At 62.2% G+C, this 22,798-nt stretch carries 23 protein-coding genes and 1 other RNA gene; 8 read left to right on the top strand and 16 right to left on the bottom strand.

Going from position 1 to position 22,798, the window contains the following annotated elements; translation table 11 throughout:
* Positions 1-85 precede the first annotated feature (85 nt).
* Together GR212_RS11520 and GR212_RS11515 are read right to left on the bottom strand one after the other, a co-directional pair.
* Positions 86-274, bottom strand: coding sequence for a YegP family protein (locus GR212_RS11520; RefSeq protein ID WP_068400257.1), 189 nt, complete (start codon positions 272-274; stop codon positions 86-88).
* Positions 275-382: 108 nt separating this feature from the next.
* Positions 383-2,203 (bottom strand): ABC transporter transmembrane domain-containing protein, encoded by a 1,821-nt coding sequence (locus tag GR212_RS11515; RefSeq protein ID WP_432444363.1) that lies wholly within the window; start codon positions 2,201-2,203, stop codon positions 383-385.
* Between the two features lie 174 nt (positions 2,204-2,377).
* Between GR212_RS11515 and rpmE the strand changes: the two genes are divergently transcribed.
* Positions 2,378-2,599, top strand: coding sequence for a 50S ribosomal protein L31 (rpmE, locus tag GR212_RS11510; RefSeq protein WP_037196451.1), 222 nt, complete (start codon positions 2,378-2,380; stop codon positions 2,597-2,599).
* A 240-nt stretch (positions 2,600-2,839) separates the two neighbouring features.
* Here rpmE and GR212_RS11505 read toward each other — a convergent pair whose 3' ends face one another.
* From GR212_RS11505 to GR212_RS11495, 3 genes are all read right to left on the bottom strand, one after another.
* Positions 2,840-3,355: a DUF1465 family protein gene (locus GR212_RS11505; RefSeq protein ID WP_163986651.1), complete on the bottom strand. Its 516-nt coding sequence runs from the start codon at positions 3,353-3,355 to the stop codon at positions 2,840-2,842.
* 371 nt (positions 3,356-3,726) lie between these two features.
* A complete protein-coding gene (locus GR212_RS11500) occupies positions 3,727-3,918 on the bottom strand; it encodes a DUF1192 domain-containing protein (protein ID WP_163986649.1) in 192 nt (63 codons plus the stop codon).
* 28 nt (positions 3,919-3,946) lie between these two features.
* Positions 3,947-5,221 carry an MFS transporter gene (locus GR212_RS11495; protein WP_163986647.1) on the bottom strand — a complete coding sequence of 425 codons (1,275 nt, stop codon included), beginning with the start codon at positions 5,219-5,221 and terminating at the stop codon, positions 3,947-3,949.
* A 154-nt stretch (positions 5,222-5,375) separates the two neighbouring features.
* Between GR212_RS11495 and GR212_RS11490 the strand changes: the two genes are divergently transcribed.
* Entirely contained in the window at positions 5,376-5,609 is a 234-nt protein-coding gene (locus GR212_RS11490; protein ID WP_163986340.1) for a hypothetical protein, read from the top strand.
* Positions 5,610-5,656: 47 nt separating this feature from the next.
* On the opposite strand, the gene GR212_RS11485 is transcribed toward GR212_RS11490, so the two are convergent.
* The 7 genes from GR212_RS11485 to tkt form a co-directional block, all read right to left on the bottom strand.
* On the bottom strand, positions 5,657-6,574 hold the full coding sequence (locus GR212_RS11485) for a PhzF family phenazine biosynthesis protein (protein ID WP_163986646.1): 918 nt from the start codon (positions 6,572-6,574) through the stop codon (positions 5,657-5,659).
* Between the two features lie 197 nt (positions 6,575-6,771).
* Positions 6,772-7,797, bottom strand: coding sequence for a class I fructose-bisphosphate aldolase (locus tag GR212_RS11480; protein ID WP_163986644.1), 1,026 nt, complete (start codon positions 7,795-7,797; stop codon positions 6,772-6,774).
* A gap of 213 nt (positions 7,798-8,010) precedes the next feature.
* Positions 8,011-9,213, bottom strand: coding sequence for a phosphoglycerate kinase (locus tag GR212_RS11475; protein WP_163986643.1), 1,203 nt, complete (start codon positions 9,211-9,213; stop codon positions 8,011-8,013).
* A 73-nt stretch (positions 9,214-9,286) separates the two neighbouring features.
* Complete coding sequence (locus tag GR212_RS11470) at positions 9,287-11,137, bottom strand: potassium/proton antiporter (RefSeq protein ID WP_163986942.1); 1,851 nt, start codon at positions 11,135-11,137, stop codon at positions 9,287-9,289.
* A 319-nt stretch (positions 11,138-11,456) separates the two neighbouring features.
* Complete coding sequence (locus GR212_RS11465; protein ID WP_163986642.1) at positions 11,457-12,041, bottom strand: putative glycolipid-binding domain-containing protein; 585 nt, start codon at positions 12,039-12,041, stop codon at positions 11,457-11,459.
* 2 nt (positions 12,042-12,043) lie between these two features.
* The gene (gene gap, locus GR212_RS11460; protein ID WP_163986641.1) at positions 12,044-13,054 is read right to left on the bottom strand and encodes a type I glyceraldehyde-3-phosphate dehydrogenase; all 1,011 of its coding nucleotides are present in this window, start codon (positions 13,052-13,054) and stop codon (positions 12,044-12,046) included.
* Positions 13,055-13,118: 64 nt separating this feature from the next.
* The gene (gene tkt, locus GR212_RS11455; RefSeq protein ID WP_163986639.1) at positions 13,119-15,101 is read right to left on the bottom strand and encodes a transketolase; all 1,983 of its coding nucleotides are present in this window, start codon (positions 15,099-15,101) and stop codon (positions 13,119-13,121) included.
* Positions 15,102-15,504: 403 nt separating this feature from the next.
* Here tkt and GR212_RS11450 point away from each other — a divergent pair, with 403 nt between their 5' ends.
* The 3 genes from GR212_RS11450 (at position 15,505) to ssrS (ending at position 16,430) form a co-directional block, all read left to right on the top strand.
* Positions 15,505-15,780 (top strand): DUF4164 domain-containing protein, encoded by a 276-nt coding sequence (locus GR212_RS11450; RefSeq protein ID WP_015341018.1) that lies wholly within the window; start codon positions 15,505-15,507, stop codon positions 15,778-15,780.
* Between the two features lie 47 nt (positions 15,781-15,827).
* Positions 15,828-16,205: a cell division protein ZapA gene (locus GR212_RS11445; RefSeq protein WP_163986638.1), complete on the top strand. Its 378-nt coding sequence runs from the start codon at positions 15,828-15,830 to the stop codon at positions 16,203-16,205.
* Between the two features lie 66 nt (positions 16,206-16,271).
* A non-coding RNA gene (ssrS, locus tag GR212_RS11440) (6S RNA) lies at positions 16,272-16,430 on the top strand.
* A 72-nt stretch (positions 16,431-16,502) separates the two neighbouring features.
* Here ssrS and GR212_RS11435 read toward each other — a convergent pair.
* The gene (locus tag GR212_RS11435; protein WP_163986636.1) at positions 16,503-18,302 is read right to left on the bottom strand and encodes a chloride channel protein; all 1,800 of its coding nucleotides are present in this window, start codon (positions 18,300-18,302) and stop codon (positions 16,503-16,505) included.
* A gap of 229 nt (positions 18,303-18,531) precedes the next feature.
* Between GR212_RS11435 and GR212_RS11430 the strand changes: the two genes are divergently transcribed.
* Positions 18,532-18,969, top strand: coding sequence for a MarR family winged helix-turn-helix transcriptional regulator (locus tag GR212_RS11430; RefSeq protein ID WP_163986635.1), 438 nt, complete (start codon positions 18,532-18,534; stop codon positions 18,967-18,969).
* Between the two features lie 39 nt (positions 18,970-19,008).
* Here GR212_RS11430 and GR212_RS11425 read toward each other — a convergent pair whose 3' ends face one another.
* Positions 19,009-19,725, bottom strand: coding sequence for an SDR family oxidoreductase (locus tag GR212_RS11425; protein WP_163986633.1), 717 nt, complete (start codon positions 19,723-19,725; stop codon positions 19,009-19,011).
* Positions 19,726-19,771: 46 nt separating this feature from the next.
* A complete protein-coding gene (locus tag GR212_RS11420; RefSeq protein WP_163986631.1) occupies positions 19,772-20,587 on the bottom strand; it encodes an SDR family NAD(P)-dependent oxidoreductase in 816 nt (271 codons plus the stop codon).
* 101 nt (positions 20,588-20,688) lie between these two features.
* Between GR212_RS11420 and GR212_RS11415 the strand changes: the two genes are divergently transcribed.
* The gene (locus GR212_RS11415) at positions 20,689-21,552 is read left to right on the top strand and encodes a helix-turn-helix transcriptional regulator (protein ID WP_163986629.1); all 864 of its coding nucleotides are present in this window, start codon (positions 20,689-20,691) and stop codon (positions 21,550-21,552) included.
* A 40-nt stretch (positions 21,553-21,592) separates the two neighbouring features.
* Here the strand turns inward: GR212_RS11415 and GR212_RS11410 are convergent, their stop codons facing one another.
* The gene (locus GR212_RS11410) at positions 21,593-21,916 is read right to left on the bottom strand and encodes an ArsR/SmtB family transcription factor (protein ID WP_163986627.1); all 324 of its coding nucleotides are present in this window, start codon (positions 21,914-21,916) and stop codon (positions 21,593-21,595) included.
* Between the two features lie 68 nt (positions 21,917-21,984).
* On the opposite strand from GR212_RS11410, the gene GR212_RS11405 reads away from it, so the two are divergent.
* Positions 21,985-22,467 (top strand): SRPBCC domain-containing protein, encoded by a 483-nt coding sequence (locus tag GR212_RS11405; protein WP_163986626.1) that lies wholly within the window; start codon positions 21,985-21,987, stop codon positions 22,465-22,467.
* The last annotated feature ends 331 nt before the right edge of the window (positions 22,468-22,798 follow it).

Raw genomic sequence — 22,798 nt, 5'->3', positions numbered from 1 at the left:
TCTTTTCGCAAAGACAAAACGGCCGGCATGCCCGAGAGGCAGCCGGCCGTGAGTGGCTTTACAGCAGACGCTTGACGCGAAAGTCTTAGGCGGTAGCGATGGTCTGATCGTCGATGACGGCGCCGCCGACGTGAGCCTTGATGGACTCGATGGCATGCAGGGCCGAGGCCTTCGCCTTGTAGCCTTCGGAACCGAACATGGTTTCGCCGTTAGAGGCCTTAAAGCGGAAGCGAAACTCGCCGGCCTTGTCCTTGTAGACTTCAAATTTATACATGGCTTTCGTCTCCTAGAATCGCGTCAGCGCGAGATAACGTCGAAAATCTAGCTCAATTCCAAAGCTATTGCCACAAGGTTGTATTGGACGCGACTTACCCGGCGATCGCTATTTTGCAATGAGCATGTGTTCTTCTATGCCGGCATCGAACTGCAGGCGTGCGAGCTTGGCGTAAATGCCGCCGTGACGGATCAGGCTTTGATGCGTGCCTTCCTCGACGATGCGACCCTGGTCTAGCACCAGAATGCGGTCGGCCTTGAGCACGGTGGCGAGACGATGGGCGATGACGAGGGTGGTGCGTCCCTCCATCAGGCCTTCCAGCGCTTTCTGAACAAGGGTTTCGCTCTCGGCATCGAGGGCGGAGGTCGCCTCGTCGAGCAGGAGGATCGGCGCATTCTTCAGTATGGCGCGGGCGATGGCGATGCGTTGCCGCTGGCCGCCGGAAAGCGTGACGCCCCGTTCGCCGACCTGAGTGTCGTATCCGGTCTCCAGGCGCGAGATGAACTCGTCCGCCTGTGCCGCGATGGCGGCGGCGCGCACGTCGTCGCGCGAGGCGTCCGGGCGGCCGAAGGCGATGTTGTCATGGATGGAGGCGGCAAAGATCGTGGTGTCCTGAGGCACGATGGCGATGCGCTCGCGCAAGGCCTCCGGCAGGACGTCGCGGGCATCGACGCCGTCTACGGCGACGCGGCCTTTCTGCGGATCGTAAAAGCGCAGCAGCAACGAAAAGACGGTGCTCTTCCCCGCACCCGATGCTCCGACGATCGCAACCGTCTCGCCGGGCTTCACCGAGAAGGAGAGCCCGTGCAGCGCGGATCTGCCCGGCCGCGACGGATAGAAGAAATGGACGTCGGAGAATTCGACGCGGCCCTGCGGCGGTTGCGGCAAGGGCAGGGGATTGGCCGGAGGCGCGATCGGCGATACTTCGGCCAGCAGCTCGCCCAGGCGGTCGGCCGCGCCTGCCGCCTGCGACAGCTCGCCCCAGACTTCCGACAGCGAACCGAGCGAGGAGCCGGCGATGACGGAATAGAGCAGGAATTGGCCGAGCGTTCCGGCCGACATCGTGCCGGCAAGCACGTTCTGCGCGCCAACCCAGAGAACCGCGACAATGCTGCCGAAGACCATGGCAATGGCGAAGCCTGTCAGCAGCGAGCGGGATTTGATCGCCGCGCGCGCCGCCTGATAGGCGTCCTCGACCGCGCCGCCGTAGCGCTTAGAGGCGGCGGCCTCGCCATTATAAGCCTGTATGGTGCGGTTGGCCGCGATGGTTTCGTTGGCATAGGCCGACGCCTGCGCCAGGGTATCCTGGGCGGCGCGCGAGCGCTTGCGCACGGAACGGCCGAAGCTGACCAGCGGCAGCACGATGATCGGGATGGCGATCAGGACGATGCTCGAGAGCTTCGGGCTGGTGACGATCATCATGATCACGGCGCCGAGACAGAGAATGAGGTTGCGCAGCGCGACGGAAGCCGTGGCGCCGACCGCGGACTTGATCTGAGTCGTGTCGGCCGTCAGCCGCGAGACGATCTCGCCCGACTGATTGACATCGAAGAAGGAGGGCGACAGCCGCGTGACGTGATCGAAGACTTCGCGGCGCATGTCGGAGACGATCCGCTCGCCGATGGAGATGACGAAATAGTAGCGCAGCGCGCTCGCCGCAGCGAGCAGCAGGGCCATGATCATGATCGCGACAAAGTAGCTGTCGATCAGACCTCGGTCGACCTGATCGAAGCCGTGATCGATCATGCGCCGGACGGCGACCGGCAGAGCAAGAGAGGTGACGGCGGCAATCACGAGCGAAACGAGCGCTCCGGCCACCATGCCTCGATATCGCCTGAGGTATGGCGTCAGTCGTCCGAGAGGACGGATCGATCTGTTTTTCTTTTCCTCTGCCTGGCCAGTCTCTGACAAGTCGTCTCCAATCCCCATATCAGCAAGGGACTTGACGTTTCGCCCCTTGTTATCGCTGCTGCCTTCATGTATAGGCACGCCATCTTAATTGGAAGCCGTGGCCTTTAGCGGACTGCGGCTTCATTTATTCAATCGGTTCGGTTGCCGCAATGGCTTGCGACAAATGGACCCTGGCATGACAGGAAGATTGTTATGAAGGCCAACATTCATCCCGACTATCACACCATCAAGGTAGTCATGACCGACGGCACCGAATATGAAACCCGCTCGACCTGGGGTTCTGAAGGCGCTGTCATGAACCTCGAAATCGATTCCAAGTCCCATCCGGCTTGGACGGGTGGCAACCAGCAGATGGTTGACCGCGCCGGCCGCGTTTCGAAGTTCAACAAGCGCTTCGGCGGTCTCGGCATCTAATCGCTTTGCGATCTGCCGTTTGAAAAGAGCCCGGCCTTGCCGGGCTTTTTTGCGTTTTTGTCTCGTCGGCTCACGCGGGAGTGTTTTCGTTTTTCTTCGAACCGCCAAAACACTCTATCTCTCTATGTTCGTAGTTCCGGACGGAAAGCTGCTGCACATTTTCCTGGTATTATCACCAAAAACAAAACCGGCCGCGCCAAGCGCGACCGGTTCAAATTCACTGGCGATGTCTCGAGCGGCTCAGTTGCCGCTGAAGGCGGTCTGCAGCAGGGTGAGCTGTGCCTTCACGCTGTTCTGGTTGTCCGGAACGATGGCGGTTTCCACAGGACGGTAGATTTCGCGGTCGAGCAGGGCGACGCGATTCTGCAGGCGCAGAGAACGCTCGACGAGGTCGCGGAAGGATTCGGGAAGGTCGTTCCAGCCCGGAGCGCTGCGGTCGACGTTGAAGCCGTCGAGGCGAACCTTGTTCTTTTCGGCCAGCACCTGGTCGCGCGACATTTCGCCGTTGTTGACGGCGCGCTGCAGCAGCAGCCAGGAGGCCATCTGCATGAGGCGGGTCGTCAGCCGCATGGATTCGGCAGCATAGAGAACGGAGGCCATGCGCGGCAGAACCTTGGAAGCGGCGCGGCCCTGACCGTCGAGATAGCCGGCGGTTTCCTCGACCAGCGACATGCCTTCAGAATAAAGTGCCCTGAACTGTGCCGACGATGCGGCATGGCCAGCAAAGCTGATCGTGTTCAACCCAAGTTCCGACATCGAATAAATCCCTGCTTCACGCAACACTTTTGTTCAGGAAAAGCCGGTTAAGTCCCTAAGAGCTTTCGGCATCTGCTTTTATGACTTTAGGATGCTGGTTTTAACTGAAATTCGCAAGGTGATTCTTAAGAAAGGGTTAATCTCCACAGTTTCGGCGAGGGGCGTGATACAGGCCAAAAAAGAAGAGCCGCAAAAGCGGCTCTCAAGGTAAAACAGGGAGAAAAATCAGACCAATTCGCCAAGTGGAGGAACTGTCTGAGTCCAGAGCGAATCTGGATGTCCGTAGTAATATGTCGTAAAGCTTAATATTCGGTTGAGCATGCCTTGTTCTTGGGCGCCGGCGCACAGCTTTTGTGCTGCTTCCAGCCGCCTCAGAAACGAAAGAGGCCCTCTGCGGCCTTGCGGCCGGATGTCTTGGCGGCGATTTCCTGTTCCAGCCGGCTGATCTCGCCCTGCAGCAGCGCCACGCGGTTCTTAAGCTCATCCACGGACAGCACCGAGAGATCGCTGCCGATCTCGTGGGCGGACGGCTGCTTCGGGCGGTCGTCGTCGAATATGCTCATTTCGGCTCCTCCTTTCCCTGCAATAGGATCAGGTGCCGTAATTTACAGTTATATCATCCTTTTTTGAAGTCTCGCTTCGCGCGAGCGACATGCTCTCCGGCGTGATCATCTGGGCATTGGCGGACGGCATCGTCGTATAGGCGTCGCGATCGCCCGCGGGCCTGGCCGCCCGGCGGCGGCTGCGGAAGATGGAATAGGCGGTGATCAGCACATGAGCGACGGCTGTCACGAAGAAGAGGGAATAGGGGCCGACGGCGGACATGACCGGTCCGCCGAGCGTCGGGCCGATGATGGTGCCGATGCCATAGAGCAGCAGCAGGCCGCCGGAAACCTTGACGAATTCCTCGGGCGCGGCGAAGTCGTTGGCGTGAGCGACGGCGATCGGATAGAGCGTGTTGGCAACCGCGCCGTAGACCACGACCATGCCGATAAGGAAATAGGGGCTGGCGGGTTTCAACACGAAGAGCAGCAAGCCGTCCAGAGCCGCGATGGCGGCCATGCCCGCCAGCACGTAGCGGCGGTCAATGCGGTCGGAAAGACGTCCAGCCGGAAACTGCATGACCGCGCCGGCAAAGATGGTCGAGCTCATCATGATTGCGATGTCACGGTCGGACAGGCCGGCATTGGCGCCAAAGACCGCGCCGAGCGTGCCGTAAGCGCCATTCGCGATGCCAACAAGCAGGATACCGAGGGAGGCAACGGGCGAATTGCGGTAGAGCGCCTTCAGGTCGAGGCTGACGGCTTTCAAAGGCTGCGGGGAGGCCGCGGTCGACAGCGTGGTCGGCAGCATGGCGACGCAATAGCAGATGCCGCACATCATGAAGAGAATGGGCGTATGGATGTCGGCGAAGGGCACCATCATCTGGCCGGCGACGGCACCGATGAGGGTGATGCCGATATAGAGCGAGAAGATCGCGCCGCGGCTCTCATTGGTGGCGCGCTCGTTGAGCCAGCTCTCGATGATCATCGATGTCCCGGCGGTGCAGAAGCCGGTGACAGCACGCAGCACCACCCACCAGGTCGCATCGACGACGATGCCGGTCAAAAGCGCGATGATGGCGATGACGGAAATGAAGCCCGAAAAGGCGCGGACATGGCCGATGCGCCTGACCAGTTTCGGCGCCGTCAGGCAGCCCAGCACGAAGCCGGTGGCCCAGGTCGTGCCGAGCAGGCCAAGCGTCGTCGTCGCGTAACCTTCCGCCGTGCCGCGCACCGGCAGCAGCAGGCTATGCAGGCCGTTTCCCGTAAACAGGAAGAGCGTGCCGAACAGCAGGGCCAATACGGGCAAAATGTTTCTTTTCATGCTCCCCACCTTCATGCGGCTCCGTTTAAGGAACCGATAAGGCAGGATCCCGCCCTGCCTGTCTTCGCTATTGATTGTGTCCCGGATTGCCGCTATCGGCGTGTAGAAGCAGTCTGTTGGCGCGGAAAAATGTCCGTCCTATGACGATTAGAGCATGATCGCGAAAACTGCGCAGCGGTTTTTGGTCGCGGCCATGCTCACTCTTGCGCAAACGGGGAAAAATAGCGTGACAAAAGCCTTAGGGTTGCTGCTTCTGCTCGCTATGGCAGTGCATATCATCAAGCCCTTGGGGCTGCCGGGCCTGAGGCGCAGGGCCGACTTCTGGAAGATAGCCATCTTCGCCTTTGCCATCTGGACTGTCGCGCTTGTTATCAACGAGGCGTTTTAGCGCGTTCCAGGCCAGGATTCGGGTTCTCCGGCGATCGTGCGGGCTTCTTAAATCAACACCTCGCCGCGCATCACAGCGACGCTGCTGCCCGATAGAAAGACTTCGTTTACCCTGCCGGCAGATTTCCTGACATCGACGCCGATGACGCTGCGTCTTCCCATCTCCACGCCCTGCTCGATGGTGATTTTCACTTCGGCATCCCGTGCCGGAAGCAGGGAGGTCAGATAGGCGCCGAGGGCTGCCGAGGCGCTGCCGGTTGCAGGGTCTTCCGTCACATTATCCAGGGGCGCAAACATGCGGGCGCGGATGTGCCACGGATTTTCGGTGGAGCGTGTGTAGAGAAAGAGCGAGAAACCGGTCTTGTCTTCCTTGTGCCTTGCCGCCGCTTCGGTGAAGACAGCCGCATTCGGCCAGGCCTTGCCGAGCGTTTGGAGGCCATCCACTTCAGCAAAGGCGAAGGGCAGGCCGACGGAGGCAAATGTCGGCGCATGTGTTGCCCGGCGGATGGAGCCAGGATCGATCTGGACGCAGCGCGCAATCAGCTCATCGGCGATTGTCTCTCCGATGGTGAGCCTGCCCGGCGCGCGTATGCTCGCGCCGATCACGCCTTCGCTACTGCGCAGCAGCGTCACATTCACGAGGCCGGCATCCTCTTCGAAGGTCAGCTTGTCCCCTATACGCTTTCCGAAGATCTCCAGTTGCTGGCCAAGCGCGAAAGCGGTGCCGACGTTGGGATGGCCCGCGAAGGGAATTTCGGCCGTCGGCGTGAAGATGCGGACGCGCGCCGTATGATCGGGATTTTCCGGGGGCAGTACGAAGGTCGTTTCGGAATAGTTGAATTCGGTCGCGATCTTCTGCATCGCCTCGTGGCTCAGGCCACGGGCATCGGGGATGACGGCCAGCGGATTGCCGACGAAACGCTCCGAGGTGAAGACATCGACGGTGACGTAGGCAACGGTGTTCATGGCAGCCTCAGGAGTTTTGATGAAACTGCAGGGATTTAGCCGCTGCCCGGTTGCGCGCGAAAGCGTGAACTTGTGCCCATGACAAGTTCACCGTCGGCTCCTTCCGCGGATCGCCGAAGCAGATATGCTGCCGCGCAAAAGAAAAAGCCCCGATCGCATCGCGATCGGGGCTCTGCTCATTCGAAGGCTGGCCGGTATCAAGCAGCCTGTTCGCGATCCTTCGTCCAGCTGCCCTTGGCGGCGAGATAGTTCATCTCGGCGCGGTGCGTGAAGGCGCGCTGGCCGGCAGCGACGTTTTCCGCCTTGCCGCCCCATGCCTTCAGGGCGCTATCCTGCAGGGCGCGGCCGTAGGAGAAGGTCACTTTCCAAGGCAGGTCATAGCCGGAGTTGATGGCGGAGAGATGGGCGGTGGCTTCTTCGGTGGACTGGCCGCCGGAGAGGAAGGCGATGCCGGGAACAGCGGAAGGAACGGTTTCCTTCAGAACCTTGACGGTGCGTTCGGCAACCTGCTCGACGGAAGCCTTGCGGGCCTTCTTGCCGTCGATGACCATGCTCGGCTTCAGGATCATGCCTTCGAGATTGATGCGGGCTTCCGCGAGTTCCTGGAAGACGATCTGCAGCGTCCAGCGGGTCACTTCCTCGCTGCGGTCGAGACTCTGGGTGCCGGGCTCGCCGTCCATCAGCACTTCCGGCTCGACGATCGGGACGATCTTGGCCTGCTGGCAGAGCGCGGCATAGCGGGCGAGCGCGTGGGCGTTGGCCTTGATGGCGCCATAGCTGGGCAGGGCGTCGGAAATGGCGATCACGCCGCGCCATTTCGCAAAGCGGGCACCGGCGTCATAATATTTCGCCAGACGATCGGCGAGGCCGTCGAGGCCTTCGGTGACGGTCTCGCCGGGGAAGCCGGCCAGCGGCTTGGCGCCGATATCGACCTTGATGCCCGGAATGCTGTCTGCGGCCTTGATGACGTCGACGAAAGGCGTGCCGTTGGCGGCCTTCTGGAAGAGGGTTTCCTCATAGAGGATGACGCCAGAGATGTACTTCTTCATGGCATCGTCGGAGCGGAAGAGCATCTCGCGATAGTCGCGGCGGCTCTCTTCCGTGGAAACGAGAGAGATGGCGTCGAAGCGCTTCTTGATCGTGGCGGTGGATTCGTCCGCTGCGAGGAGGCCCTTGCCACCGGCAACCATCTTTACGGCAATGTCTTCAATGCGTTCGCTCATTTTGTTTCTCCAAGGCGATTTCAGTCGGCGACAAGATCAATATAGATCGGCGATAACAGAAGTATAGAAGGAGGGAAATGGCTGGCTAACTAATTGAAACGATTGAAATGATTTCAACCGTTTGAATGTTTCGGACATCATCCTAGCACTCATGGAAAAGCCGCGAAAGGCTTAGCTTTCGCGGCTTGCGTCATTCCTGTCAAAGAGGCCTGATTACTTGCCGGCCTGCAGAACGGCAACGCCCGGAAGAACCTTGCCTTCCATCCATTCGAGGAAGGCGCCGCCTGCCGTCGAGACATAGGTGAAATCATCGGCAACGCCGGCATGGTTGAGTGCCGAAACCGTGTCGCCGCCGCCGGCGACGGACGTCAGCTTGCCGGCCTTGGTGCACTCGGCGGCATATTTGGCAGCCGCGACGGTGGCGGTATCGAAGGGGGTGATTTCGAAGGCGCCGAGCGGGCCGTTCCAGACCAGCGTGGTGGCGCGGCCGATCCAGCTCTTGACGGCCTCAATCGACTTCGGACCGACATCGAGCACCATGGCATCGGCCGGAATAGCCTCGATCGCGACGACTTCGTTGTCGGCGCCGGCCTTGAACTCGCGGGCGACGACGCCGTCTTCGGGCAGGACGATGGCGCAGCCGGATGCGGCAGCCTCGATCATGATCTGCTTGGCGGTGTCGGCAAGGTCATGCTCGCAGAGCGACTTGCCGACATTGGTGCCGCGGGCGGCGAGGAAGGTATTGGCCATGCCGCCGCCGATGACAAGCGCGTCGACCTTCTTCACGAGGTTCGTCAGAAGATCGATCTTGGTGGAGACCTTGGCGCCACCGACGATGGCGACGACCGGGCGCACCGGATTGCCCAGACCCTTTTCCAGGGCTTCAAGCTCTGCCTGCATGGTGCGGCCGGCATGGGCGGGAAGCAGGTGGGCGAGGCCCTCGGTCGAGGAATGGGCGCGGTGGGCGGCCGAGAAGGCATCGTTGACGTAGATATCGCCATTGGCGGCGAGCGCCTTGGTGAAGGCCGCGTCGTTCTTCTCCTCTTCCTTGTGGAAGCGGGTGTTCTCAAGCAGCAGGATGTCGCCGTTGTTCATCTTCGCAACGGCGTCGGCTGCCGGGGCGCCGATGCAATCCGACGCGAAGAGAACGGCGTGATCCAGAACCTCTTCCACGGCCGGCACGATGAGGCCAAGCGAAAGATCCGGCGAGGGACCATCCTTCGGGCGGCCGAAATGGGCAAGCAGGATGACCTTGGCGCCCTTTTTGGACAGTTCGAGAATCGTCGGGGCGACACGTTCGATGCGGGTCGCATCGGTAACCTTGCCATCCTTGACCGGCACGTTGAGGTCGACGCGCACGAGCACGCGCTTGCCGGTGATGTCGGTGAGATCGTCGAGAGTCTTGAAGGCTGCCATGGGAGGATCCAATGTTGTTGGTGGCGTGAAAGTGCGCCGACCATACTACGGATGATCGGAGACGCAAGGCCATTCAGGCGTCGTTTTTTTCCGTATTTGAATCGTTTGAAACGGCTTCTTCCGGCCGTTCCCGCCGCTTTCGCAGGTAGCCGCGGACGCTTTTGAAAATATCGTGGAGATTGATGAAGATCGGCAGGAGGACGGGCGGCTCCACCGCTTCCAGCGACATGCCGACGGACTGGATATGGTCGTTCTCGTCGAGGTCGCGGACAATGAGAATGATCTCGCCCAGGCGCACTCGGTCCGCATAATCGGCCTTGCCGCCCAGACGGTGGCGCATGAGGTCGGCGATGGTGAGGCCTTTTTCCTGCTCGCTCAGCAGGCCCGGCCCATAGGCGGCATCGAGATCGGAGGCCGGGCGCAGCGGCGAGATCGAGAAGGCGCCGAAGAATTCGGCATCGTCCGGATCGACCGGCGCGCGGCTGGCGAAGATGCGGTCGAGCAGGCGCGAATAATTGGGCGAGACGAAAAGATAGACGACGTCGTTCTCACGCAGGCGGCCGGCATATTGATAGCGCATGGATTTGCCGTCGCGCACGACGAGCGAGGGCATGGCCCAGCGCGGGATGCGCTCGCCGCGCAGAACCGGGCTGTCCTTGACGACGCGATAGGAGAGGAGTTCGTGGTTGACGGTGCCCGGCAGGTCGACCTCGACCTTGTCGATCGCCCCCATGCGCGGGGGAATGATGAGGCCGAGGCGTTTCGCCATCGGCTTGATGGTCCATCCCTGCACGAGCAGCGACACCAGCACGACGATGAAGGCGACGTTGAAATAGGTCTGGCCGGCCTGAAGGCCGCCAAGGATGGGCATGATCGCCAGAAGAATGGAGACCGCGCCGCGCAGGCCGACCCAGGCGACGAAACCGGTCTCGCGCTGGGTATAGTCGAAGGGCAGCAGGCAGAGCCACACGGCGATCGGGCGGGCGATGAAGATCAGGAACAGCGCCAGCGCCACGGCGGGTATGGCGATGGCGGGAAATTCCGACGGAGTCGCGAGCAGGCCGAGAACGAGGAACATGATGATCTGCGCGAGCCAGGTCATGCCGTCCTGGAAGCGCTTGATCGAGGCCGAGGCCGGCATCTTGCGATTGCCGGCATAGATGCCGGCGACGTAGACGGCCAGGAAGCCGCTGCCGCCGACGGCGCCGGTGAAGGAGAAGACCAGCAGCGCCAGCGCCAGCACGAAGATCGGCGTCAGGCCGCGATCCGTTTCCAGACGGCTGACGATGAGGACGATCATCATGCCGCCGAGCAGGCCGAGAATGAGGCCCAGCCCCATCTGCTGCACGAAGGTGACGAGCATGGCGAGATTGATGCCGGCATAGCCTTCGCCGCTTGCCAGCAGCTCGACCAGCGCGAGCGTCAGGAAGATCGCCATCGGATCGTTGGTGCCGGATTCGACCTCCAGCGTCGAGCGCACCTTGTCGCGGATGTTGATGCCGCCGATGCGCAGCAGGAAGAAGACGGCGGCGGCATCCGTGGAGGCGACGATGGAGCCGAGGAGCAGGCCCTGCAGCCAGGTGAAGCCCAGCAACCAGGTGGCGGCGAAGCCGAACAGCGCCGCCGTCACGATGACGCCGACCGAGGCGATGGTCAGCGCCGGGGCGGCGGCAAGCTTGAAGGCCTGGATCGGCGTGCCATAGCCGGAATCGAAGAGGATGATGGCAAGCGCCAGCGAACCAAGGATATAGGCGAGGTAGTTGTTGGAGAATTCGATGCCGAGCCCATCGGTGCCGGCCGCAAGGCCGATCATGAGGAAGAGCAGCAGCAAGGGAGCGCCGAAACGGAAGGCAAGGAGGCTGGAGAAAGCCGCAATGAGAATAAGGACCGTGCTGATCAGCACGATGACGTAAAATGCCTCCACCTTTTCTTCCCCTTTCCGTGCGCCGCAGCCAGGCCCAAAGCCCGGAATGCCGGAAATCTCTCCACTCTCCATCATGCCGCCGTGCCTGGCAAACTGGCAAACACGGAAGTCGTTCGGAGGAGAGCTTACTGATTGAAACTCTTTCCGGCGACTGCAACGTCATGGTGTGATGCGCCCTGCCAGAACGGCGAAGCGGCTTGGAATGCCCTGGGAGACTTCCTGCTCTAAAATTTACTGGTAAATCTGGACGATAGCAGGGCAGCGCCGAAAAAAATCGAAATGTTTTTAAGATGATGCGTGAAGCGGTGGCGTCGGCGCCTCAGAGAGCGGCGCGTTTGAAATAGATCGGGTAGTCGATCACCAGCCCGTCGTCGTCAACCGGAAGGTCGACGGTGAAATCCCTGTCCTCGGCGGCATAGCGATAAAGCTTCTCCGGCACGATGCAGGTGTAATGCTGTCCGTCGCGCACCGGCTCGAAGGTATCGAACGGGATATAGAGCATGGAGAGCCTGGCGGTTCCGTCTTCCGGCTTCGGTTCGAGCCGGCGGATCGGCAAGCTGTTAGTGAAGGGCGAGCCGTAGAGATCGATATCGATGCAGCCGACGAATTGCGGCAGGGAGGTCCCGTCCTCGCTACGCCAATGTCCCTTGCCGTCCGACATCAGCGCGAGACGGCGGCCGTCGGTGGTTTCGACGGAAAAGGAGAGAACGGCCCAGCCGGCGGTGCAATCGATGCGGTAGGAGACGCCGTAGGGCGTGCCGCCACGCGCGCCAACAATAATGCCGGCGGCACGGATGGCCGCGCCGCCGGCATTGTCTATGGGAGCGATCGTCAAGTGCTCCAGCCCGTCTCCTTCCATGGGACGCCAGCGAACCGTCGTCGGAAGGAGCGGGCGGAAGGCCACGGTCAGATCAGTTTTGCGAAGGCGACGGCCGTGTCCGACATGCGGCTGGAGAAGCCCCATTCGTTGTCGTACCACGACAGGACGCGCACGAAGTTGCCTTCCATGACCTTGGTCTGGTCGGTCGCGAAGATCGACGAATGGCTGTCATGGTTGAAGTCGCGCGAAACCAGCGGCTCGTCGGTGTAGCCGAGGATACCCTTCAGCTTGCCGTTCGATGCAGCCTTGATGGCCTCGTTGATTTCGCCGACCGTCGTTGCCTTCTTGGCCACGAACTTGAAGTCGATAACCGAGACGTTCGGCGTGGGAACGCGGATCGACGTGCCGTCGAGCTTGCCCTTCAGGTGCGGCAGAACGAGACCAACGGCCTTTGCGGCGCCCGTCGAGGTCGGGATCATGGACAGGGCTGCGGCGCGGGCGCGGTACAGGTCCTTGTGCATGGTGTCCAGCGTCGGCTGGTCGCCGGTGTAGGAGTGGATGGTCGTCATGAAGCCATGGTCGATACCGACGGCGTCGTCGAGAACCTTGACGACCGGCACCAGGCAGTTCGTGGTGCAGGACGCATTGGAGATGACCAGGTGCTCCTTGGTGAGCTGGTCGTGGTTCACGCCGAAGACGACGGTCAGGTCGGCGCCGTCGGCGGGAGCCGAAACGATGACGCGCTTGGCGCCGGCCGCCAGGTGAGCGGCGGCCTTGTCGCGGGCCGTGAAGATGCCCGTGCATTCCATGGCGATGTCAACGCCGAGATCGCGGTGCGGCAGGGTTGCCGGGTCCTTGATCGCCGTGACCTTGATCGGCTTGCCGCCGCCAACGATGATCGTGTCGCCTTCGACCTTCACTTCGGCCGGAAACTTGCCGTGGATCGAATCGTAACGCAGCAGGTGGGCATTGGTCTCGACCGGGCCGAGGTCGTTGATGGCAACGACTTCGATGTCGGTGCGGCCGGATTCGACGATCGCACGCAGAACGTTACGGCCGATGCGGCCAAAGCCGTTAATGGCAACTTTTACAGTCATTGAAATTCACTCCCGTTCACTCAGGGTGTTTATCTATTGGATTTGAGAGCGCTTGTCAGCGCCCTCAGGAAAGCTTTGCCTCTGCGGCGGCGACAACGGCTTCCGTCGTGATGCCGAAGTGCTTGTAGACGTCCTTGTACGGAGCGGAAGCGCCGAAGCCCTTCATGCCGATGAAGGCGCCTTCCGGTCCGATGAAGGCATCCCAGCCTTCGCGAACGCCGGCTTCGACGGCAACCTTGACCGGCGAGTTGCCGATGACTTCCTTGCGGTAGGCGTCCGGCTGCTCGAAGAAGAGCTCGGTGCAGGGAACGGAAACGACGCGCGTCGCGATGCCCTTGCCTTCGAGAGCGGTGCGAGCGGCGACGGCGAGTTCGACTTCCGAGCCCGAAGCGAAGATCGTCACCTTGGCATCGGCATTGCCGGCCAGCGTGTAGGCGCCCTGTTCGCAGAGGTTCTTCTCGCTGTATTCCGTACGGGCGGCCAGCAGGTTCTGGCGGGTCAGCGCGAGGCCGGACGGACGGTTGGTCGTCTTGATCGCGATCTGCCAGCACTCAGCCGTTTCCGTGGCGTCCGCCGGGCGGAACAGCTGGAAGTTCGGGATGGCGCGCAGGCTGGCGACCTGCTCGACCGGCTGGTGGGTCGGGCCGTCTTCGCCGACGCCGATGGAATCATGCGTCAGGACGTGGATGGCGCGGATGCCCATCAGGGCGGCGAGGCGCAGCGGCGGACGGCAATAATCCGAGAAGATCAGGAAGCCGCCGCTGTAGGGGATGAGACCGCCGTGCAGCGCGATGCCGTTCATGGCAGCAGCCATGCCGTGCTCGCGAATGCCCCAGTGCATGTAGCGGCCGGAGAAATCGGTCGGGGTGATCGACTTCATCTGGCTGGTCTTGGTGTTGTTCGACGGCGTCAGGTCGGCGGAGCCGCCGATCGTTTCCGGGATGAAGCCGTTGATGACCTCGAGCGCGTCTTCCGACGCCTTGCGGGTTGCGACCGTCGGCTTGGTTTCGGCGAGCTTCTTCTTGTAGTCGCTGATGGCGGCGTCGAAGCCGGCCGGCAGCTGATGCGCGAAGCGGCGGTTGAATTCGGCCTTCTTGCCAGCGTCGGCAGCGGCAAGGCGGCCTTCCCAGGCTTCGCGGGTACCGATGGAACGTTCGCCGGCAGCGCGCCATTCACCGAGGATGTCGTTCGGGATGACGAAGGGCTCGTAGGGCCAGTTCAGGGCGACGCGGGTGGCGGCGATTTCCTCGGCGCCGAGCGGCGAGCCGTGAACCTTGTGGGTGCCCTGCTTGTTGGGGGCGCCGAAGCCGATGATGGTCTTGCAGGCGATCAGCGTCGGGCGGTCGGACTTCTGTGCAGCCTCGATGGCGGCGCCGATGGCGGCCTGGTCGTGACCGTCGACTTCGATGGTGTTCCAGTGAACGGCCTTGAAGCGGGCGACCTGGTCGGTGGAATCCGAAAGCGAAACGGCGCCGTCGATGGTGATGGAGTTGTTGTCCCAGAACAGGATCAGCTTGTTGAGCTTGAGATGGCCGGCAAGCGCGATGGCTTCATGGCTGATGCCTTCCATCAGGCAGCCGTCGCCGCACATGGCATAGGTGTAGTGGTCCTGCAGCTCCGAGCCGAACTCCTCGCGCAGCTTGCGCTCGGCGATCGCCATGCCGACGGCATTGGCAATGCCCTGGCCAAGCGGGCCGGTGGTGGTTTCGATGCCGGTGGCGTGGCCGTATTCCGGGTGACCGGCGGTCTTGGAACCGAGCTGGCGGAAGCGCTGCAGCTCATCGACCGTCATGTCCGGATAGCCGGTGAGGTAGAGAACCGAATAAAGCAGCATCGAGCCGTGGCCAGCCGACAGCACGAAACGGTCGCGGTCCGGCCAAAGCGGGTTCTTCGGATCGAAGCGAAGATATTTGCTAAAGAGAACGGTGGCGACATCAGCCATCCCCATCGGCAAACCGGGGTGACCGGAATTGGCCTTCTCGACAGCATCCATGGCAAGGAAACGGATCGCATTCGCCATCCGGTCGTGTTGTTCGCGAGAGTTCATGGGTTTTTCCGCAGTGTTCCGGGTTCGGGGGATGGCCGCACGCTTGGGAGGGAGGGCCATCGGTTGAAAGGCGGGATGAAAGGGAGACCGTCCTCCGAACTCCATTTTCAACGTCGCCTCAGGCGGTCGAGACATAGCAGTTGGGGCGAGCAAGTCAATAAATCGAGGGCCCAATCCGGGTCTCCCGCGGCAATTTTTTGACATTTGCCCGTTCACTTTTACAAAAGACGACAATGATGCGACAAGGCCTGTATGATCGGCAAAGGCGTCATTCATCCACAGAATAGGGGGGGTGTCACATGACGGCCTTTATTGACGTGCTGTTGCCGAGTTGAATATTGTTGCGAAATCAGACAAGTGGCCGGATGTTTTGATTCGGGCCTTGCGCGGAGAAGCGAAGGGTATGACACCTTCAGGCAAAACGGTGGACGCGGCGCTCGCCCAGTTGCGCCAGGCGCTCTCGACTTTGGAGAGTGCCGTTGACGGACGGTTCGAGCGGGAACGCGCGCAGAGCGACATAGAAGGCGAAGTGCGGCGCGTTCATGCCGATCGCTCCCGCCTTGCCCAGGAACTGGATCAGGCGGAGTTCCGCGCGAACCGGCTCGAAGAGGTTAATCGTGAAGTGTCACGCCGGCTCGTCACGGCGATGGAAACCATAAGAGCCGTGCTGGACCGCTGATCCCTCGGGAGGCAGCCGTCGCAGTGCGGCAGTGATCGGAAAGTCGAATGGCACAAGTAACGGTAACGATCGACGGCAAAGCCTACCGGATGGCCTGCGAAGAAGGCCAGGAAGACCATCTGACGGATCTCGCCAATCGCTTCGACCGTTATGTCATGCATTTGAAGAGCCAGTTCGGCGAAATCGGCGACCTGCGGGTGACCGTCATGGCCGGCATCATGATCATGGATGAGGTGTCGGAGCTGACGCGCCGCATGTCCACGCTCGAGGCCGAGCTGGAATCGCTCACCAGCAACCGCGATACGACGCTTGCCGCCAATGCCCGTGCCGAGGAGACGCTGGCGAGCGTCATCGACGAAGTGACGACGCGCATTCACGGCATCACCGAGAAGCTTCTTGCCCGGCCGGGCGCCGAGCAAGCTTGAGTTTATTTCTGCGGATGCCGGCTGCGGCCCTCTGGTGCGAGGGCACAATCCGCTCTATATAGTTCAGGCGGTCTGCGCTTCCCGACAGGAACCACAATCCCTGGGGCCATACTCGATCCAAAGGGAGCTGTCCCTGACCAGGCCCGTGGGCCTGGACATATGGCGCCCACCTACGTTTGTAGGCACCCAGGATCGTAAACATCCATCGGTCGTCGTGGATCGCTCTTCAATCTTCCTGCCGATGGCAAGGAAGGAGCCGCGCAGTTCTTTGCCGCGCTGACGCCACTCCTCCTCCCCTTAACTTTTCGACCGCAGGTAGGCACCGCGCTCGAGTTCCGCGCGATTGGACGCGCTGCGCAGCCGCAACAGATCCTTGCGGGCAATGAGGCCCACGAGGCGGCCGGTCTGCGGCTCGACGACGGGAACGCGCCCCGTATCGGCATGGATCATGATATCGGCGACGCGGCCGACCGTATCTTCGGCATGGGCGACCGGGAGCGACGTATCCGAGATCACGTCATACAGCGACTGATCCATGAGCTCCGGCTCGCTCTGCCAGCGCAGGGCGTCGGCGCGCGAGATCATGCCGACGAGGCGGTCATTGTCGCCGACGACGGGATAGAAGCGATGCGCGTCCGGCCGATCCGTCATCTGTTGCAGCGCTTCCGACAGGCGCATGGAGGCGGGCAGGGTATCTACCTTGGCGATCATGATGTCGCGGGCGCGCGTCAGTTCGAACGGGTCGATGCCATATTCGCGGGTGATGTGCTGGCCGCGCCGGGCGATCTTTTCCGTCAGAATGGATCGTTTCAGCAGCAGCACGGTGACGGCATAGGCTGCGACCGTTGCCGCGAGCAGGGGCACCAGCGCGCTCGTGTCTCCCGTCAGTTCGACCGCGAAGAAGGTGCCGGTGAGGGGCGCGCGCATGGTGCCGCCCATCATCGCCGCCATGCCGAGCATCGCCCAGAAGCCGGGGTCGCCGGGCAGGACGAGGCCGACGAGCCAGCCCAGCGCGCCGCCGAGGATGAGCAGCGGCGCCAGGACACCGCCCGAGGTGCCTGAGGAAAGTGCCACCAGCCAAATGCCCGCCTTGACCAGCAGGATCGCCAGCACGGCGCCGGCGGCGATGCGGCTGTGCAGCAGGTCGGCGATGATGTCGTAGCCGACGCCGAGGGCGCGCGGCTCGATCAGGCCGCCGAGCCCGACGACGAGGCCGCCGAGGGCCGGCCACCACATCCAATGGATCGGCAGCTTCTCGAAGGCATCCTCGATCTTGTAGAGCAAAGTCGTCAGCAGGCCGGATTGCAGGCCCGAGACAATGCCGAGCCCGGCGGCGAGCAGGATGCCCCACCAGGAGAGCGCCATGTCGAAATGCGCCGGGAAAAGCGCGCCGCTGCCGATCAGCAGTGGGCGCCAGACGACCGAGACGCATGCGGCGACCGCGACCGGAATGAAGCTGCGCGGCTTCCATTCGAACAGCAGCAGTTCGACGGCGAGCATGACGGCGGCGATCGGCGTGCCGAAGACTGCGGTCATGCCGGCCGCGGCACCGGCGACAAGGAGCGTCTTTCGCTCGGCGGCGCTGAGATGGAAGAGCTGCGCAAAGAGCGAGCCGATGGCGCCGCCGGTCATGATGATCGGGCCTTCCGCGCCGAAAGGTCCGCCGGAACCGATCGAAATGGCGGAGGACAGCGGCTTGAGCACCGCCACCTTCGGCGACATGCGGCTGCCGCCGATCAGGATTGCCTCGATGGCTTCGGGAATGCCGTGGCCGCGGATCTTCTCCGAGCCGTAGCGCGCCATGAGGCCGATGACGAGGCCGCCGAGAACGGGCGCCGCCACCATCCAGGGCGAGCGCGCCACCACGGTAAAGGATAGCGGCTCGGTGCTGATCTTGAACAGCCAGACGGCATTGCTGACGAGCGCGATGAGATTGATGAGCACCCAGGCGGCGAATGCGCCGCCGGTGCCGGCGACGAGCGCCATGGCAATCAGCACCAGCACGCGCCTGTCCGTGGTGAAATCGCCATTGTCCTTGCGGGAGGCCCCGCCAGAGAAATCGTGAGTGTGCGTTTGTGGGGTAGGGGTGTCCTGCATCGGAGGCCTTCTGTGCTCAGCGTGCGCGGCCGTCCGTCAGCCGCTCTCCGCTTCGAGATGGCAAATATATCGTAATGCGATATAAATCAACCAAAGCGTATCGCGATCTCCAAGATTCGCTTCCCGCGCTTTAGGTCCTTGATCTTGAGCACGTCGTTGCCGCAAAACCGCTGAACGCTTTTGCGCGACATGCTTTGGGACCGCGAATTGCGGCAGTGAGGACGATTTGATGGTGCGACGTTTGGATAAAACCCTATCCCAGGCGGATTACGAGGCGCTGGCGACCTTGCGCTATACCCTGCGCAAGTTCATGGATTTCAGCACCTCGGCGGCGCACGAGGCAGGCCTGCCGCCACAGCAGCATCAGGCGCTGCTCGCCATCAAGGGGAACGGCGCCGGTGAGGCGATGACGATCGGCATGTTGGCGGAAAAGCTGCTGATTGCGCCGCATACGGCGACGGAACTGGTCGGGCGATTGATCGACGGCGACTATGTGACCCGGCATCCCGATCCCACGGACAAGCGGCGGCAGACCCTGCGATTGACGGAGAAATCCGAGGAGGTTCTCCAGCGGCTCAGTTCGATCCATCTGGTCGAGATCCGCGACATGGCGCCGAAACTGATCGAAATCCTCACGCAGCTTCAGGCGGATGCCCGAAACGGCTAGAGGCGCCATTGCCGGTATCGCCGGCAATGGCGCTGGGAATCATTGGCCGAGGCGGATGCCGCCGTCGCAGATCAGCGTGTGACCGCTGGTAAAGCCGTTGCCGATCAGGAAGGCGATGGCGTCGGCGATCTCCTGCGAGCTGCCCACGCGGCCGACCGGTGTGCGTGCCGCGAAGCCGGCAAAGGTCGGCTCTTTCTGTTCCGCGGTCAGGAAATCCCACCAGGGGGTATCGACGACGCCGGGCGAAACGCAGTTCACCCGGACAGGCTTGAGTTCGACCGCGAGAATCGGCGCCAGAGCGGCAATCGCGGCATTGATGGCCCCAAGCCCGGCGGTTCCGGGCATGGCCGCCTGCGCCGAGACGGCGGAGACGAAGGTGATGCTTCCCTGTTTGGAGAGATGGGGAAGGCAAGCCTGGGCACAGGCGAAATGCGCCAGCGTCTTCTGTTCGAAGCCTCTTCTGACATCGGCAAGGTCGACGGTGGCGAAGGGACCGGCCCCATGTCCGCCACCGAGCGCCAGGACGAGATGGTCGAGCGGCCCAATCGCCTGGAAGGCTTTGCCAAGGCCGGCAAGGTCGGCCGCATCCATGGTCACGGTGGCGACATCGCCGTCGAGGCTCTGTGCGGCTGCCTGAAGTTTCGCCGCGTCGCGACCCGTGATCGTGACCCGATATCCTTTTTCGAGAAGGTGGGCGGCCGCGGCAAGGCCGATGCCGGAGGAACCGCCGATGATAACGACATGCTGAGACGACATGGGTGTCTCCTTTCTGAGGCTGAGATGGGAGTAGGGACGTTCGTGCTCAGGCGAGGCCGGTGAGGCTTTCGCTGAGTATTCGCAGACGCTGCCGCGCGGATGCGTCATAAGCCTGGGCGGCGGCGCGGGAGGGACGCAGGCCGTCGTAATAGAGGCCGCTCTGCCCTTCCAAGGCGTTGCAGACGGCGAGATTGAGGATGGCGTCGGCGCCTTGATCGACGGAACTCAGCGGTGCGACACCCGCCTGGCGCACCATGGTCGTGTCCATGTAGGTTGCCGGGTGCAGGCAATTGACGGTGACGCCGGAGCCGGCCAACTGCGCGGCGAGATCGAAGGTGAACATGATCTGTGCCAATTTGCTCTGGCAATAGGCGCGCATACCGCTATAGCCGTGCGTCAACATGATGTCGGAGAAGTCGACCGCCTGCTGGCCGGCGGACGAAACGTTGACGATGCGGGCGGGAGCGCTCGCTGTCAGCAGCGGCAGCAGGCGGCCGGTCAACAGGAAGCCCGCGAGATAGTTCACCGCAAAGCGCAGCTCGTATCCGTCGCGGCTTGTCCGGCGTCCAGCATCGCCGCCCGTACCGATGCCGGCATTGTTGATCAGGAGGTCGAGGCGAGAGTGATCGCGTTCAATGGCATTGGCCAGGGCGCGGACCTCGTCCAGCGAGGAGAAGTCGGCAAGATAGACCGCTGCTTTCCCGCCATTGTCGCGGATGCCGGAGGCCAGATCTTCGGCGCGGACCTTGTTGCGGCCGTGAACCAGCACCGTGGCACCCGTCGTCGCCAGCCTTTCCGCAACCCGGCGGCCGACGCCATCCGTCGAGCCTGTGATCAGGACCGTTCTGTCGCTCATATCCATCGAAACCGCCTCTCTGTTGTCTGCATGGCGATATTTGGCAGCTTGCGGAGGCGGCAAACAGTTCTGACTTTATCCTAGTATTGATCCTGCTATGATAAGCCATGACCATCAATCAGACCCAGACCATTCTCGAAGCCAGGCGTCGCGAGTTCGGCGCTTTCCTGCGTTCCCGCCGCGAAAAGCTGACGCCTGCAGGCGTCGGGCTCGCGGAAGGGTTTCGGCGGCGCACGCCGGGGCTCAGGCGCGAGGAAGTGGCGCTTCTCGCCGGCGTCGGCACCACCTGGTACACATGGCTGGAACAAGGGCGGGATGTCCGCCCCTCCGCGGAGGTTCTGTCGGCGCTTGCCGACGCGCTACGCCTCGATCCGGCCGAGCGCCGGCATCTCTTCACCCTCAGCGATCGGCCGACGGCGGAGGTTCCGTCGCGCGGGCCCGAGGATGTGCCGGACGCATTGCGGCGGATGCTTGCGAGCCTTGCCGGGCAGCCGGCCTATGTTCTCGGCCGACGTTGGGACGTGCTCGCCTGGAATGCGGCGGCTGTCGCGCTTTTCGGCGATTACGCCTTGCTGCAGGGCGATGCGCGCAACAGCGTCCATCGGGTGTTTACCGATCCTGCCCACCGGCAGCTTCTCGTCGATTGGGAGATCGTGGCGGCGAATTCGCTCGCGATGTTCCGCGCCGACAGTGCCCGCTACGCCGGCGATCCGGATTTCGAGCGGTTGATCGCCACCCTGACCCAGTCCAGCCCCGAGTTTCGCGCCTGGTGGCCGAGACAGGATGTGTTGCGGCCGCTGACCGGTCACAAGCGCCTGCGCCATCCCGAAGGCGGGCTGATGACCTTCGAATATACCGCGCTTGCCGTCATGGATCGCGCCGACATGAAGCTGGTGGTCTATACGCCGCTCGACGAGGACGGAACGAGCGACAAGCTGAAGCAATTGCTGCGCCGGGACGTTAAGGCCTGACGGCGGTTTCCGCCGGTCGCTACCATCCCTTCCTCTCTTTTCAGCCTTCCAGATCGTTCTTCAATTGATCGAGAATGGATAGCGCATGGCCGGCGTAGGCGCTGATCCAGCGGTCGTGGATCTGCTTGATCGGCAGGCTGTTCAGGTGGTTCCAGCGCTCGCGTCCGTCCCTCTTTGCGATCACGAGATCGGCCTCCTCCAGCACTTTCAGATGCTGCATGACGGTGCAGCGATCCATGTCCGTGAAGGCTTCGCAGAGCATGCCGGTCGTTCGCGGCGCATCCTTCAGCATGTCCAGAATCTCGCGCCGGCGACGATGCGCAAGAGCCTTGAAAATGAGGTCGCTTTTCGATTCGTTTGACATGTTATGTTTTTATAACATAATGGGGCCGGTCGCAATGGAGCGATGCGACAAACAACGGAGGAGATGCCATGGCATTGAATGTTCGGATTTCAGGACGGATCGGCCGCAAGGTCGACGAAGTCTTCGATGCGGTCGTCAACCCGAAGAAGCTTTCGAGCTATTTCACCACCGTCGGCGGGGCGAGCGCGCCGCTGGTGGCGGGGACGACGGTCGTCTGGTGGAAGAATGCGCCCGTCGAGGTCAACCAGGTCGAGGAAAACAGGCGCATCGTCTTTCACTGGGAAGGCGGCACCGGCGAGGACGGCGTTCGCTACAGGACCAAGGTGGAGATGACCTTCGACGCCCTGGACGATGGCGGCACGCTTCTCATCATCGAGGAAACCGGCTGGCGAGAGGATGAGGCCGGCCGCCGCGGCACCTATCTGAATTGCGAGGGGTGGACGCAGATGCTCTGCTGCATGAAGGCCTTCGTCGAATACGGCATCAACCTGCGCGAAGGCTTCTTCCTGAGCGAAATGCGCGGCGAGCCGGCGGAGGCGCCGGATCGTTGAGGCTCTGACGCGGTGCCTCGGGCATCGATCGCCCATCGGGCGTCTGATCCCTGCATTCGCCCAATCCCACCAAGGCCCGGCAAGAACGCCCTTGCCGGGCTTATCCGTTTCCTGAAGCCGGACACGTTCGAAGTCTTCGGCATCGTTGCTATCGGAACACTTGATTGATCGAGCCGGGGTGTGGTCTATTTAGCGTTGTGGTGGGGGCGAGATGATCGTAGGGGATGCGTCACTTCCGTTCGAAATCGTTTTGCCGATGCTGCGCGCCGCACGGGTTTTCCGCATCCGCAAGGCAAGAAGACCGAGTCGCGACGTCCTGACCGGGCTGCGC

The sequence above is a fragment of the Martinezella lusitana genome (assembly GCF_010668395.1).
In the GTDB taxonomy this organism is placed as follows: domain Bacteria; phylum Pseudomonadota; class Alphaproteobacteria; order Rhizobiales; family Rhizobiaceae; genus Rhizobium; species Rhizobium lusitanum_A.
The sequence above is the reverse complement of the archived record's forward strand: the minus strand, read 5'-3'. Positions and strand labels throughout refer to the sequence as shown.

Coding starts and splice junctions, on each gene's coding strand:
- GR212_RS11520 (WP_068400257.1), bottom strand. CDS start 274: ATGTATAAATTTGAAGTCTACAAGGACAAGGCCGGCGAGTTTCGCTTC.
- GR212_RS11515 (WP_432444363.1), bottom strand. CDS start 2,203: ATGGGGATTGGAGACGACTTGTCAGAGACTGGCCAGGCAGAGGAAAAG.
- rpmE (WP_037196451.1), top strand. CDS start 2,378: ATGAAGGCCAACATTCATCCCGACTATCACACCATCAAGGTAGTCATG.
- GR212_RS11505 (WP_163986651.1), bottom strand. CDS start 3,355: ATGTCGGAACTTGGGTTGAACACGATCAGCTTTGCTGGCCATGCCGCA.
- GR212_RS11500 (WP_163986649.1), bottom strand. CDS start 3,918: ATGAGCATATTCGACGACGACCGCCCGAAGCAGCCGTCCGCCCACGAG.
- GR212_RS11495 (WP_163986647.1), bottom strand. CDS start 5,221: ATGAAAAGAAACATTTTGCCCGTATTGGCCCTGCTGTTCGGCACGCTC.
- GR212_RS11490 (WP_163986340.1), top strand. CDS start 5,376: ATGATCGCGAAAACTGCGCAGCGGTTTTTGGTCGCGGCCATGCTCACT.
- GR212_RS11485 (WP_163986646.1), bottom strand. CDS start 6,574: ATGAACACCGTTGCCTACGTCACCGTCGATGTCTTCACCTCGGAGCGT.
- GR212_RS11480 (WP_163986644.1), bottom strand. CDS start 7,797: ATGAGCGAACGCATTGAAGACATTGCCGTAAAGATGGTTGCCGGTGGC.
- GR212_RS11475 (WP_163986643.1), bottom strand. CDS start 9,213: ATGGCAGCCTTCAAGACTCTCGACGATCTCACCGACATCACCGGCAAG.
- gap (WP_163986641.1), bottom strand. CDS start 13,054: ATGACTGTAAAAGTTGCCATTAACGGCTTTGGCCGCATCGGCCGTAAC.
- tkt (WP_163986639.1), bottom strand. CDS start 15,101: ATGAACTCTCGCGAACAACACGACCGGATGGCGAATGCGATCCGTTTC.
- GR212_RS11450 (WP_015341018.1), top strand. CDS start 15,505: ATGACACCTTCAGGCAAAACGGTGGACGCGGCGCTCGCCCAGTTGCGC.
- GR212_RS11445 (WP_163986638.1), top strand. CDS start 15,828: ATGGCACAAGTAACGGTAACGATCGACGGCAAAGCCTACCGGATGGCC.
- GR212_RS11435 (WP_163986636.1), bottom strand. CDS start 18,302: ATGCAGGACACCCCTACCCCACAAACGCACACTCACGATTTCTCTGGC.
- GR212_RS11430 (WP_163986635.1), top strand. CDS start 18,532: ATGGTGCGACGTTTGGATAAAACCCTATCCCAGGCGGATTACGAGGCG.
- GR212_RS11425 (WP_163986633.1), bottom strand. CDS start 19,725: ATGTCGTCTCAGCATGTCGTTATCATCGGCGGTTCCTCCGGCATCGGC.
- GR212_RS11420 (WP_163986631.1), bottom strand. CDS start 20,587: ATGGATATGAGCGACAGAACGGTCCTGATCACAGGCTCGACGGATGGC.
- GR212_RS11415 (WP_163986629.1), top strand. CDS start 20,689: ATGACCATCAATCAGACCCAGACCATTCTCGAAGCCAGGCGTCGCGAG.
- GR212_RS11410 (WP_163986627.1), bottom strand. CDS start 21,916: ATGTCAAACGAATCGAAAAGCGACCTCATTTTCAAGGCTCTTGCGCAT.
- GR212_RS11405 (WP_163986626.1), top strand. CDS start 21,985: ATGGCATTGAATGTTCGGATTTCAGGACGGATCGGCCGCAAGGTCGAC.